Origin of the sequence: Rouxiella sp. T17, from assembly GCF_036663475.1 — a bacterium.
Taxonomy (GTDB): domain Bacteria; phylum Pseudomonadota; class Gammaproteobacteria; order Enterobacterales; family Enterobacteriaceae; genus Rouxiella.
On sequence record NZ_JAWUEA010000012.1, the window covers coordinates 1 to 12,333 of the forward strand.

Genomic DNA, 12,333 nt, shown 5'->3' on the forward strand with positions numbered 1-12,333 from the left:
GCGGGGGCCGGATTTGAACCGACGACCTTCGGGTTATGAGCCCGACGAGCTACCAGGCTGCTCCACCCCGCGTCCGATGGAGGCGAACTATACTCTCTGAGAGAAATCATGCAACCCTTTTTTGTAATAGATCGAGATAAAGCAGTTTGTTGCGCTAATTTTGCACGATGTGCTGTTTATTCCCGCCACTTTGGCTTAGTGCATTTTTTTGAAAGGTCTAATTCCTTTCCTGAATGCCCTTTGCTATCGTTCTTTCCAAATAATTTCCCCACCCTGAGCAAGAGAGAGTAGTAATGAAAGGACGTTGGACTAAATATTTGCTGAGTGGATTGGTTATCGCCGTGCTGGCTGGCTGTTCTTCACGCCCCACCGATCGCGGCCAACAGTATAAAGACGGGCGCCTGACTAATGCGCTCGAGTATGTAAATGAACCGAATGCCAGCGGCAGGCCGGTCAATGCCAAAGATTACGCCGATCAGGTGATGGAGGTGCAATACGGCTCTTCCGCATTGTATAACCGTAATACCAGCACCTATAAAGCGATTGAACAATGGGCCCGTTCAGGCGCCGATACCCGCACCATGAGCCAATACGGCATCAGCGCTTATCAAATGGAAGGCGCCGATAACTTCGGTAACGTGCAGTTTACCGGCTACTACACGCCTGTTGTACAAGCGCGTTATACGCCGCAGGGCGAATTCCAGTATCCGCTGTATCGCATGCCGCCAAAACCGCGCGGTGGACGCCTGCCCGATCGTGCCTCTATCTATTCTGGCGCGCTGAGCAGCAACTACGTGGTTGCCTACACGAATTCATTAATAGATAACTTTATGATGGAAGTGCAGGGCAGCGGCTATGTGGACTACGGCGACGGTCGCCCGCTGACCTTCTTTGGTTATGCCGGCAAAAACGGTCACGCCTATCGCAGCATCGGTAAAGTGTTAATAGATAGAGGCGAAGTCGCGCGCGAAGATATGTCGATGCAGGCAATCCGTCACTGGGCCGATACTCATAGCGCTGAAGAAGTCCGCGAACTGCTGGAGCAGAACCCGTCATTCGTGTTCTTCAAGCCGGAACCTTTCACTCCGGTGCGCGGCGCGGCGGGCATTCCGCTGGTTGCCAAAGCGTCGGTTGCATCCGATCGTTCACTGATCCCGACCGGCACCACGCTGCTGGCCGAAGTGCCTGAATTGGACAATAACGGCAAGTTTACCGGTAAATATCACTTACGACTGATGGTTGCGCTTGATGTTGGCGGTGCAATTAAAGGTCAACATTTCGATATGTATCAAGGGATTGGTTCTGATGCCGGACATGCAGCAGGATTTTATAATCACTATGGTCGCGTATGGGTGTTAAAATCTGCGGTAAATACCACGCCGCAGCTGACTTATCAGGGGCAAGTAGGCGGTAGCTCGCAGTTAGTGCCTGCGGACAACGCTAAAGATCCGTTTTCAGGTTAGTTATTAGTTAGTTATCAATTGTAGAGAGGTCACACAACATGGCAGCCGAATTTTCCGAGGCTTACCAACAGCGCTTTGGCGGCACGGCCCGTTTATACGGTCAGCAGGCGTTGGCACTATTTTCAGCCGCGCATGTTTGTGTGATTGGCATCGGCGGCGTAGGTTCCTGGGCCGCCGAAGCTCTGGCGCGAACTGGCATCGGGGCGATCACTTTGATTGATATGGACGACGTCTGCGTCACCAACACTAATCGGCAGATCCACGCGCTGCGTGAAAACGTCGGCCAGTCGAAAATCGAGGTTATGGCGCAGCGTATTTTGGCGATTAATCCAGAATGCAAAGTGACCTGCGTCGACGATTTTATTACGCCGGATAACGTCGCCGAAATGCTAAACCGCAATTTCAGCTATGTCGTTGATGCAATTGACAGTGTACGGCCAAAAGCGGCGCTGCTCTCTTATTGTCGACGTTACAAGATTCCGGTAGTCACCACCGGCGGAGCAGGAGGGCAGATTGACCCGACGCGGATTGAAGTGGCGGATTTGGCGAAAACGATTCAGGATCCGCTGGCGGCCAAGCTGCGCGAGCGACTAAAAAATGATTTTAACGTCAAGAAAAACAACAAGGGCAAGCTGGGCATCGACTGTGTATTTTCCAGCGAGCCGCTGATGTATCCGCAGGCTGACGGCTCGGTTTGCGCCTCGCGCGCTACCGCAGAAGGTCCAAAACGGATGGATTGCGAGTCAGGTTTTGGCGCGGCCACCATGGTCACTGCCAGCTTCGGCTTCGTCGCTGTTTCTCACGTGTTGAAAAAGATGATGGCGAAAGCAGAACGCGCGGCGGCCATCAGCCAGCCTGAAACGGTTCGTTCACTGGCGTCATTGGATCAATAAATACGCGTTAAGATAATTTAAATATAGGCTAAACACAGGCGCGGGCAATATTTTGCACGCCCTGTGAGAGCGCAGCCAGGCCGCTGGCACGGCTGCTGCTCAACTGGTCGCGCAGCTGTAAAATATCGAAAAGTGCCAAAGGATCGCGTTCAAGAATTTCCTGCGGCGTTTTGCCTTCGACCGCCGTCAGCAGCACGGCAAGCAGGCCTTTAACTATTCTGCCTTCGCTATCGCCATAAAAATGAATCCCGCCGTTTTCCAGCTTTTCATAGCCGAGCCACACCCGATTCTCGCAGCCTGACAGCTCGATTGCAGGCGTTTTTAACGAGGCATCCAACGGCGGCAGCGCCTTCGCCAGCATCACTAATTGACGATAGCGATCTTCCCATTGGCGAAACGCAGAGAATTTTTCGATTAACGACGCTTCGGTGATATCGTGACCAAATGGGTGCAGAGCTAACATAATTTTTCTCTTCTCTTTATTTTTAATCTGTAAAATCCAAGCGGCAAAAAGCTAATCAGCTAAAAGCTCAAGCGCAAAGTGTACGCCCGACACCAAACGTTCAACATCTTGCACAGTATTATACGGCGCGAATGAGGCGCGTAAGGTGCCGCTGACGCCTAACGCTTCAGTAAGCGGCTGCGCGCAGTGTTGCCCAGCGCGCAGTGCGACCCCTTTTTCGGCGAGGATCGCAATAATATCACTGTGGTGAATATCGGCGATATCAAACGCCAAAACGGATGAGTTTTTCTGGCGGAAGCTACGAAAACCGGCGATTTTACTCAACTCTTTTTCTGCCGTCTCCGCCAGCGCTACGCTGTACTGTTCGGCGGCCACTCGATCAAAAGTATTTAACCAATCAATCGCCGCCGCTAGGCCCAGCACGCCAGCGATATTCGGCGTGCCGGCTTCAAAACGCTGCGGCACCTGCTGTGGCGTGAAATCTTGCATCGTCGTGTGGGTCAGCATTTTTCCGCCGCCATGCCACGGCGTCATCGATTCAAGCAGCTCTTTTTTGCAGTACAGCACGCCGATACCCGTCGGACCGTAAAGCTTATGACCTGAAAAGGCATAAAAATCAAAGTCTAGCGCCTGAACGTCGACAGCATCATGTACCACGCCCTGTGCGCCATCGACTAAAACCGGCGTGCCGTTGGCGTGGCAGAGGGCGATGGCGGCAGCAAGATCAGGCTGGCCGCCCGTCACGTTCGACATTTGGCTTATTGCCAACAGGCGGGTTTTAGCATTTAACAGCGCGGGTAGGGCGTTGAAATCCGGTAAGAAATCGCTGTTTAGCGGCAATGTGATGACTTTAGCCTGACACTGTTCGGCCAGCATCAGCCACGGAATCAGGTTGGCGTGATGCTCGAAAGGGCTAACGATAATCTCATCGCCGGGCTGCAAAAGCGGACGCAAATAGCTCTGCCCCACCAGATTAATCGACTCCGTCGTGCCACGCGTCCAGACAATATTCTCCGCGCGCGGCGCATTAATGAAGGCGGCAACCTGTGCGCGGGCCTGTTCAAAACTTTCGGTCAGTGACTGCGCGGCCTTGTGCTGACTGCGATGCACCGTCGCGCCTGCATTTTGATAATAATTCACCGTCGCCTCGATAACTGGCTGAGGCGTGAGGGCAGTAGCGGCGCTGTCGAGGTAGCACGGCGGCAGAGACTCCTCCGACCACAAAGCACGGAAAGATTGACGGAAGGCGGTGAAATCAAAAGGCGTCATGGTAATAAAAGTCCTGATTTGGGGGGCAAATCCAGCTTAAGCCCATTATTAAAGCGAATATAACAAAATCGAGGCCTATATCACTTTTATGAATGAATACAGCTTCAAGAAGGCATCTTTAAGAATGCTTAACTGGAAATATACCAGATGCTTGTTATGCTGATTTAGGATGACTGACGAATTTTCGCGGGCGTTTTATCCGCGAATTCAAGCATTTTAATCTACAGGAGTTAATTATGAAGAAGATCTTCGCCGTAGTTTCCGCTGTTTTACTTGCCGGTACTCTTGCTGCTTGTTCAAGCAACTATGTGATGCATACCAATGATGGCCGCACCATTGTTGCAGACGGTAAGCCAACGACAGACAGTGATACCGGTATGATCAGCTACAAGGATGCATATGGTAACAAACAGCAGATTAACAAGTCAGAAGTAAAAGAGATGGTTAAAGGCAACTAAGCCTTTATGAGGTGTCGAGCTTCAGGCTGCGACACCTGCTCTCTTTTCTGGGCTTTAACGCCAGACAAAAAAAAGCACCGCAAAATGCGGTGCTAAAAAATCACTTTGAACAGACAGGGTAATGTACAGGAAGTGAAAATTTTGTAGCTATCAGGCTACGCGTCTGGATTGCCAGACAACACAAACACAACATCACAACCACAAGCCAAAAGCATCAAGGCATCCTCATACCCTTCAACTTTTCGTTCCGGCCACTGGAAGTTGCGCAACTATAGGTTTTTGCCTGTACATCCTCAATGGACAATTTATAATGTCTCGGATTAAAAAAACTAATAACTAATTCCGCTTACGCGCCTATGGCTCGCGGCCTGAATGAGAAGTATCCATTTCATGTCTAAACGTTTACCCCCGCTTAACTCTTTGCGTGTTTTTGACGCGGCCGCTCGACATCTGAGCTTTACCAAAGCTGCCGAAGAACTTTTCGTCACTCAGGCGGCAGTAAGCCACCAGATCAAGTCACTTGAGGACTTTTTAGGCTTAAAACTGTTTCGCCGCCGCAATCGCTCACTATTATTGACCGAAGAAGGCCAAAGCTATTATCTCGACATAAAGGAAATTTTCTCGGCGCTAAACGAAGCCACGCGCAAGCTGCAGGCGCGCAGTGCGAAGGGCGCGCTGACCGTCAGTTTGCCGCCAAGTTTTGCCATACAATGGCTGGTTCCGAGGCTGGCTAGCTTTAACTCAGCTTATCCGGGGATCGACGTGCGCATTCAGGCCGTAGACCGCGATGAAGACAAACTTTCTGACGACGTCGACGTAGCGATTTTTCACGGGCGGGGCAATTGGCCGGGCCTTCGCGCCGAGCGTCTGTATGCCGAATATCTGTTACCCGTCTGTGCTCCGGCACTGATGATGGGCGATAATCCGTTGAAAACGCCCGAAGATTTATCCAAACATACGCTTTTGCACGATGCGTCGCGCAGAGATTGGCTGGCTTACACCAAGCAGCTTGGTTTGCAACACATCAACGTGCAGCAGGGGCCGATTTTCAGCCACAGCGCGATGGTCGTGCAGGCGGCGGTTCACGGACAGGGCGTGGCGCTCGCCAACAACGTAATGGCGCAAACTGAAATCGAAGCCGGGCGTCTCGTTTGCCCGTTTAACGAAGTTTTAATCAGTAAAAACGCTTTTTATCTGGTTTGTCATGACAGTCAGGCAGAACTGGGTAAAATAGCCGCCTTTCGGCAGTGGATCCTGGCGCGTGCCGCCAGTGAGCAAGAGCGATTGCGTTTCCGTTACGATCAGCCGCCGCTATAAATATCATTTATAAAGGTAATTACAGTGGGCCATGAGAATCAGGCCCTAATAAGGATAACGATAAAGATGACCAGTCGTGCCATGTTGATTTTTGCCGCCATCAGCGGCTTTGTGTATGTCGCTTTTGGCGCCTTTGGTGCACACGTGTTGAGTCAATCGCTGGGTTCGGCCGAAATGGCCTGGATCCAGACCGGATTAAACTACCAGAGCGTGCACACTCTGGCGATACTGGCGCTGGGCGTTGCCATGCAGCGTCGAAGCAGTATCTGGTTCTACTGGAGCAGCGCCTGTCTGGCTCTCGGAACCGTATTATTTAGCGGCAGCCTTTACTGTCTGGCGCTGTCAGGACTCAAACTGTGGGTCTTCGTTACCCCAATCGGAGGAACCTTCTTCCTGATTGGTTGGATATTGATGTTAGTCGGCGCGCTGCGTCTGGGACAAAAGGCACAACGCCATGAATAATAAACTTGCACTCTATTGCCGCTCTGGCTTCGAGAAAGAATGCGCGGCTGAAATTACCGCCAAAGCTGCCGAAAAAGAGATTTTCGGTTTCGCCCGCGTAAAGGAAGACAGCGGCTACGTGCTGTTTGAATGCTACCAGCTCGAAGATGCTGATCGACTGGCGAAGGAAATTCCGTTCCGTGAGCTGATTTTTGCTCGTCAGATGATCGTGGTCGGCGAACTGTTGAAAGACCTGCCGCCTGAAGATCGCGTCACGCCGATCGTGGGCATGTTGCAGGGCGTAGTCACCAACGGCGGCGAGCTGCGCGTTGAAGTTGCCGATACCAATGAAAGCAAAGAGCTGACCAAGTTTTGTCGCAAGCTCACCGTACCGCTGCGTGCCGCGATGCGCGAACAGCGCGTATTGGGTAAAAAAGAGAACGCGTTGCGCCCGGTGGTGCACGTCTTCTTTATTGCGCCGAACTGCTGCTACGTGGGTTATTCCTACAGCAACAACAACTCGCCGTTTTACATGGGCATACCACGCCTCAAGTTCCCGTCAGATGCGCCAAGCCGTTCAACGCTCAAGCTGGAAGAGGCGTTCCACGTCTTTATTCCCGCTGACGAATGGGACGAACGTCTGGCAAGCGGCATGCACGCCGTCGACCTCGGCGCGTGCCCGGGCGGCTGGACCTATCAGCTGGTACAGCGCAGCATGATGGTCGATGCTATCGATAACGGTCCAATGGCGCCAAGCCTGATGATGACGGGTCAGGTAACGCATCACCGCGAAGACGGCTTCAAATACAAACCTACCCGTAGCAACATTTACTGGTTAGTGTGCGACATGGTCGAAGTGCCGGCCAAAGTCTCGGCACTGATGGGTGACTGGCTGGTAAACGGCTGGTGCCGTGAAGCCATCTTCAACCTCAAGTTGCCGATGAAGAAGCGTTACGAAGAGGTCTCGCAAATTCTGGAGCACATGAAATCGCGTCTGGCCGAGAAAGACATTAACGTCGAAATCTTTGCCAAGCAGCTGTACCACGACCGCGAAGAGGTCACGGTTCATGTCCGCCGTTTCTGGCCAGTTGTCCCCGGTCGTCGTGATGAACGCTATTAATCCTCGTCGTTCTTGAAGCTGTGGCGGCGTTGGCTTCACTTGTTCGCCCGAATCACTGACCTGTGTCAGCTCATCGGGACTCGCAAGTTTGCCGCCTAGCCACAGCTCCAATTACTTAGAGGACGATCCTCGTCGTTCTTGAAGCAGTAACGATTTAATTTACGGCTCAGCTCTGAGCCGTAATTCTTGTAGATTCCCCTTCAAAATCACATCGGTTTGCAGCGTGGCGACACGGCGGCAGGTGAAGGCCAGTGCCTGATGTTCCCGCAGTTTTGATTGCCACTTCTCTGGTACGGCATGCAGATTTTCATATAACGCTTCGAGCGTCGGATATTGGCTTAGCAAGGTGACGGCTGTCTTGGGGCCGATGCCGGGTACGCCCGGGATTTTGCTGCTGCTGATGCCCGTTAGTCCCCAATAGTCGATGAGCTGGGTAGGTAAAACGCCAAAATTAGCCTGCACGAAAGGCATGTCCAGCCAGCGTTTCTGGAAATAATCGCGGATTTGCACGTCGGGAGCCAATAGCTGGCAATAGCCCTTATCGGTCGAAACGATAGTCACCTGATGACCCGCGCCGGCGACTTTGGCCGTCAGTGTCGCGGCTAAATCATCGGCCTCCTGACCTGCCGAATGCCAGCAGGCAATGCCAAGACTTTCAAAGGCCGCTTTAAGCGCGGGCATTTCGGCAAACAGGTTATCAGGCATGGGCGAGCGGCCTGCCTTATAGTCGGGTAGGCACTGGTGTCGCCAGCTGTCGTGGCGATCGTCTTCATCAAACACGGCAACCGCGTGAGTAGGCTGCGAATGTTGAATAAGCTGATTCACGGCGTTCTGGCAGGCAGTGACGCACGGCGAGCCTTGAACGGCATGAATACGCCGAATAAGATTCAGCGCGTCTATGATTAGTAAGTGAATTTTCATGCGCAGAGGTTAACAGTAAATGGGCGCGGTCGCACTGGGGAAGTGGCGTTACATTGGCTTCTCAGCGGAGTTTGCGAGACGTCGCCCAACAATGATTTTCCCCCATTGTGTTCAATAGGGGAGAGGGAGGAAAGTAGCGTTCACGCCGGTTATGAGCAAATCTCATAGCATGGCACATACGCGGTGCCCGGCAGTTTCATGCGATGCTGAGCCACAAAGCCCTGCAACAGACTGTCCATTTTCTTCATCAGAATAGGATCACCATGCAGCTTGAAACGCCCGTGTTTTTCGATGGCTTTGATACCGCCTTCTTTGACGTTACCGGCCACAATGCCCGAGAAGGCTCTGCGCAGCGCGGCAGCAAGACGCTCTGGCGGTTGATCGAGGTGCAGATCAAGATTAGCCATGTTTTCGTGACTTGGCTCAAACGGCAGCTGGAGATCGGGCGCAATGCGAATTGACCAGTTAAAGCTGTAGGCATCGCCACTGTTGCGGCGGTTTTCTTTTACCAGCGGCATGGCGCTTTTCAACTGGCGAGCAACTTCAACCGGATCATCAATAATAATGGTGTAATGCTTTTGCGCTTCGTCACCCAGCGTTTCGCGAATAAAGGCATCGAGTACATTGAAGTAGTCGGCGCTCTCTTTCGGACCCGTCAGGATTAAAGGAAGAACCTGATCGCTGTTGGCCGGATCCATCAGAATACCGAGCAGATACAGCAGCTCTTCGGCCGTGCCCACGCCGCCCGGGAAGATAATAATCCCGTGGGCAATACGCACGAAGGCTTCAAGGCGCTTCTCGATATCCGGCATGATGACCAGCTCGTTGACCAGCGGGTTAGGCGGCTCGGCGGCAATAATTGAAGGCTCGGTCATGCCGATAAAACGGCTATTTTTGTAACGCTGCTGTGCCTGACCCACGGCGGCACCTTTCATTGGCGCTTCCATGGCGCCGGGTCCGCAGCCGGTACAGATATTTAATTCACGCAGGCCCAGCTGGCTGCCAACGTTGCGGGCGTACTGATATTCGGTAGCGTTAATGGAGTGGCCACCCCAGCACACCACCATGTTCGGATCTTCGTCCAGATGCAGCGTGCGCGCGTTACGCAAAATGGAGAACACCACGTTGGTCAGGTGCGCTGAATCTGAAAGGTCTAGGTCCTGATCACGGCCTGCGGTACTGATTTGGGCATTGACGAACAAAATGTCACGCAGCACGGCAAACAGGTTAGCTTGCAAAGAGCGGATAATTCGCCCGTCGACAAATGCCTCTTCCGGCGGATTGACCAGCTCGAGTTTAACGCCGCGCTCACGGCGCAGCACGTTGATGTCAAAACTTTCAAAACGATCCAGCAGCTCTTTGCTGCTGTCGGTTTGGCTGCCGCTATTGAGCACAGCCAGAGAACAATTACGGAAGAGGCGATATAAGTCGCTGCTCGCAGTACGCTTGAGCATGTCCACTTCCAACTGAGACAACAAATCCATTGAGCCAAGCGGGCTGATATGTGTAATCAAAGTTGCTCCTTATTAACGCCGTGTTAAAGATGCTATGCGTGCTTGTTATTCTTTAACATTAACCCTGTCCATAGGCTTTTACCATTGGTCTCTGGCCGTTAGCTCAGTAATTAAGCAAAGCTCGAATTATTGTCTGACAAGACGCGCAGTTGTTGGCTCAAACAGGAAATTCGCCCGCCACGGATTGATATCCAGACCGCCGCGACGGGTGTATCGCGCATAAACCGCAAGGCGAGTCGGGCTACAGAAACGCAGCAGATCGTTAAAGATGCGCTCGACGCACTGTTCGTGGAATTCGTTGTGATTGCGGAACGAAACCAGATAGCGCAGCAGGGCTTCGCGGTCGATTGCCGGACCGCGATACTGAATTTGCACCGAGCCCCAATCTGGCTGATGAGTAATCAGACAGTTTGATTTCAACAGGTGGCTGACCAGCGTTTCATCAACGATTTTGTCGCTGGTGGCGTTGTTCAGATAGTCGGTGCTAAAGCCATAATCGGTGATTTCGATATCCTGCGCGTCGATACAGATACCCGCAAAACGGCCAATGGGAGATCCTTCAACTTCATGTAACGGACGCAGGCTGACCGTAACGCTGCCCTCAGCGCATGCAGCAAGATCGCGTTCCAACGTTTGGCGCACGCTGGCCCAGTCGTCAAATTTGGTCTGATTAAAGCTGTTGAGGTAGAGTTTGAAACTTTTGGATTCAATCAGGTTAACGCTGTCGGCATCGAGACTTATTTCGCCGACGGCCACCTGCGGCAACCCTTTGGCATTCAGCCAGGAGAGCTCGTACATCGTCCAGATGTCGCCACCGTGAAAGGGCAGAGAGTCAGGGTACAAGCCCAAAGGCTCGCGATTCATGCTGCGCGGCACGGCTTGCAGCAGGGAGGCATCATACTGATCGCGATAAGGCGTGGCTTTGCCGAGCGTCAGTTGAGAAAGAGCGGGGTTATCCTGATAGGAGGACATGCTGTCACCTTGATAAGAGATTGGTACAATACAAAACAAATTGCTTATCCCTATAGTTTAACGCACTGCCGACCGAGAAGATGAGAAAAATATGGACCATGAAGTTTCAGACGCCCTGAAAGGTTTTACGCAACGTTATGTTGAGCTGTGGCAGGAAAAGACCGGCAGTGCGCCGAGCAGCGATGCGCTATATGGCGTGGCGTCGCCTTGCGAAATAAGAAGCAGCGATGATGAAGTTTTTTGGTTGCCGCAGCCATTTTCGCTGCCCGCCAAGCTCGAAAACGTCGAAAATGCTTTTGATTTGATCCTGCGTGAAGAGGCGCACGCCTTTTATACCACCCAATTTGCCGGTGATATGACCGCCAGCTATCTGGACCACGAGTTTACGCTGGTGCAGGTGTGGAGCGAAGATGATTTCATCCGTTTGCAGGAAAACTTAATCGGCCATTTGCTGACGCAAAAACGTCTTAAACTGTCGCCTACAATTTTCCTCGGCACGACCGATTCCGAATTGATGCTACTCTCATTATGTAACCTCAGCGGTGAAGTCGTGCTTGAACAGTTTGGCAGTAAAAAACGCACGATCCTCTCGTCATCGCTGGCGGAATTCCTTACAATGCTCGCCCCGCAAATTCCCTGACAGATTTCATGGGAAAAATGGCTCACATCCTTGTGAGAGATCTCTTACAAACGCTGTAAGAGATCTCTTATATTTCACGCTAATAATTTCCTCCTGAATCATAATTAATCTTTAAATTCATATAATTAACTGTTGGCGTTACTCTTTGTACCTATGTAAGGATTATGTAAGTTGTACCGCTAGCCTTGTTTAAACATTAAAAATCGACGATGCTTACTTTGCCGCAAGGAAGGCATGAAACAGAACATCAGGATGATGGCTGGTTCATTAAGTAGGGGAAGACTCAGGATGAGTCAGGACGGCATCGGAGCATGCCAGGATGTTTCAGGACGAAACAAGGGACACCTCCAGGATGGAGATTGAGAGCCAATACAGGAGTTTGGTGGGTCAGGAAGACTAAAGGATTACGTCAGGATGACAAGGATGAGCAGTCAGGATGAAAGTTGGACGCTGCAAAGGATGGCTGGTTAGGATAACCACTGGACAAGTTTTCACGGATTGAGCAGGGAGCACACAGGTAGCTGGATTGCTATAAAACGAACCGGGGGTACTGTGCAAACAGTACCCCCAAACTTTGGTCTAGATTTGGAATCTAGGGCAATTTTTTTTAATTTCAAATTACCTTTCAAGTTCAACTTCAAGTTCTGCTTCTGCTTTAAATCCAAATTTCACTTTTAAGTTCAAGTTCAAGTGCAACTGCATGCGCTTCGCTTACTGCGCGGCGGCGCAGACCGCCCAAAGAGACGCAGTTAGTTTTGGATTTGAAAATCTAAATGCAAACTTTTAAGTTCAAGTTCAACTGCATGCGCTTCGCTTACTGCGCGGCGGCGCAGACCGCCCAAAAGGTATGCCAAGGTGCACT

At 51.7% G+C, this 12,333-nt stretch carries 12 protein-coding genes; 7 read left to right on the top strand and 5 right to left on the bottom strand.

Translation table 11 applies throughout. The features are described from left to right. Positions 1–293 precede the first annotated feature (293 nt). Both mltA and tcdA read left to right on the top strand, forming a co-directional pair. Positions 294–1,463 carry a murein transglycosylase A gene (gene mltA / locus SC206_RS04055; protein WP_332734425.1) on the top strand — a complete coding sequence of 390 codons (1,170 nt, stop codon included), beginning with the start codon at positions 294–296 and terminating at the stop codon, positions 1,461–1,463. Between the two features lie 38 nt (positions 1,464–1,501). Then, complete coding sequence (gene tcdA, locus SC206_RS04060) at positions 1,502–2,356, top strand: tRNA cyclic N6-threonylcarbamoyladenosine(37) synthase TcdA (RefSeq protein ID WP_332734427.1); 855 nt, start codon at positions 1,502–1,504, stop codon at positions 2,354–2,356. 28 nt (positions 2,357–2,384) lie between these two features. On the opposite strand, the gene csdE is transcribed toward tcdA, so the two are convergent. Then, the gene (gene csdE, locus SC206_RS04065; RefSeq protein ID WP_332734447.1) at positions 2,385–2,822 is read right to left on the bottom strand and encodes a cysteine desulfurase sulfur acceptor subunit CsdE; all 438 of its coding nucleotides are present in this window, start codon (positions 2,820–2,822) and stop codon (positions 2,385–2,387) included. Between the two features lie 48 nt (positions 2,823–2,870). Next, complete coding sequence (csdA, locus tag SC206_RS04070) at positions 2,871–4,088, bottom strand: cysteine desulfurase CsdA (protein ID WP_332734429.1); 1,218 nt, start codon at positions 4,086–4,088, stop codon at positions 2,871–2,873. 236 nt (positions 4,089–4,324) lie between these two features. Here csdA and SC206_RS04075 point away from each other — a divergent pair, with 236 nt between their 5' ends. The 4 genes from SC206_RS04075 (at position 4,325) to rlmM (ending at position 7,424) form a co-directional block, all read left to right on the top strand. Then, positions 4,325–4,546, top strand: coding sequence for a YgdI/YgdR family lipoprotein (locus SC206_RS04075; protein ID WP_332734431.1), 222 nt, complete (start codon positions 4,325–4,327; stop codon positions 4,544–4,546). A 390-nt stretch (positions 4,547–4,936) separates the two neighbouring features. Further along, positions 4,937–5,863 (top strand): transcriptional regulator GcvA, encoded by a 927-nt coding sequence (locus SC206_RS04080; RefSeq protein ID WP_332734433.1) that lies wholly within the window; start codon positions 4,937–4,939, stop codon positions 5,861–5,863. Positions 5,864–5,929: 66 nt separating this feature from the next. Continuing rightward, positions 5,930–6,325: a DUF423 domain-containing protein gene (locus SC206_RS04085; RefSeq protein ID WP_045049473.1), complete on the top strand. Its 396-nt coding sequence runs from the start codon at positions 5,930–5,932 to the stop codon at positions 6,323–6,325. Beyond that, positions 6,318–7,424: a 23S rRNA (cytidine(2498)-2'-O)-methyltransferase RlmM gene (gene rlmM, locus SC206_RS04090; protein WP_332734437.1), complete on the top strand. Its 1,107-nt coding sequence runs from the start codon at positions 6,318–6,320 to the stop codon at positions 7,422–7,424. The genes SC206_RS04085 and rlmM overlap by 8 nt, the downstream gene beginning before the upstream one ends. Before the next feature lie 159 nt (positions 7,425–7,583). Here rlmM and xni read toward each other — a convergent pair whose 3' ends face one another. The 3 genes from xni to queF all read right to left on the bottom strand — a co-directional run bounded on the left by xni (position 7,584) and on the right by queF (position 10,831). Further along, positions 7,584–8,345, bottom strand: coding sequence for a flap endonuclease Xni (gene xni, locus SC206_RS04095; RefSeq protein WP_332734439.1), 762 nt, complete (start codon positions 8,343–8,345; stop codon positions 7,584–7,586). 149 nt (positions 8,346–8,494) lie between these two features. Beyond that, the gene (gene ppnN / locus SC206_RS04100) at positions 8,495–9,859 is read right to left on the bottom strand and encodes a nucleotide 5'-monophosphate nucleosidase PpnN (RefSeq protein ID WP_332734441.1); all 1,365 of its coding nucleotides are present in this window, start codon (positions 9,857–9,859) and stop codon (positions 8,495–8,497) included. A gap of 126 nt (positions 9,860–9,985) precedes the next feature. Beyond that, positions 9,986–10,831 carry an NADPH-dependent 7-cyano-7-deazaguanine reductase QueF gene (gene queF / locus SC206_RS04105; protein WP_332734443.1) on the bottom strand — a complete coding sequence of 282 codons (846 nt, stop codon included), beginning with the start codon at positions 10,829–10,831 and terminating at the stop codon, positions 9,986–9,988. A gap of 91 nt (positions 10,832–10,922) precedes the next feature. On the opposite strand from queF, the gene syd reads away from it, so the two are divergent. Beyond that, positions 10,923–11,471 carry a SecY-interacting protein gene (syd, locus tag SC206_RS04110; RefSeq protein ID WP_332734445.1) on the top strand — a complete coding sequence of 183 codons (549 nt, stop codon included), beginning with the start codon at positions 10,923–10,925 and terminating at the stop codon, positions 11,469–11,471. Positions 11,472–12,333: the final 862 nt, after the last annotated feature.

Bases quoted from the DNA above. Each gene is read 5' to 3' on its own strand.
- mltA (WP_332734425.1), top strand. From the start codon at position 294: ATGAAAGGACGTTGGACTAAATATTTGCTGAGTGGATTGGTTATCGCC.
- tcdA (WP_332734427.1), top strand. From the start codon at position 1,502: ATGGCAGCCGAATTTTCCGAGGCTTACCAACAGCGCTTTGGCGGCACG.
- csdA (WP_332734429.1), bottom strand. From the start codon at position 4,088: ATGACGCCTTTTGATTTCACCGCCTTCCGTCAATCTTTCCGTGCTTTG.
- SC206_RS04075 (WP_332734431.1), top strand. From the start codon at position 4,325: ATGAAGAAGATCTTCGCCGTAGTTTCCGCTGTTTTACTTGCCGGTACT.
- SC206_RS04080 (WP_332734433.1), top strand. From the start codon at position 4,937: ATGTCTAAACGTTTACCCCCGCTTAACTCTTTGCGTGTTTTTGACGCG.
- SC206_RS04085 (WP_045049473.1), top strand. From the start codon at position 5,930: ATGACCAGTCGTGCCATGTTGATTTTTGCCGCCATCAGCGGCTTTGTG.
- rlmM (WP_332734437.1), top strand. From the start codon at position 6,318: ATGAATAATAAACTTGCACTCTATTGCCGCTCTGGCTTCGAGAAAGAA.
- xni (WP_332734439.1), bottom strand. From the start codon at position 8,345: ATGAAAATTCACTTACTAATCATAGACGCGCTGAATCTTATTCGGCGT.
- queF (WP_332734443.1), bottom strand. From the start codon at position 10,831: ATGTCCTCCTATCAGGATAACCCCGCTCTTTCTCAACTGACGCTCGGC.
- syd (WP_332734445.1), top strand. From the start codon at position 10,923: ATGGACCATGAAGTTTCAGACGCCCTGAAAGGTTTTACGCAACGTTAT.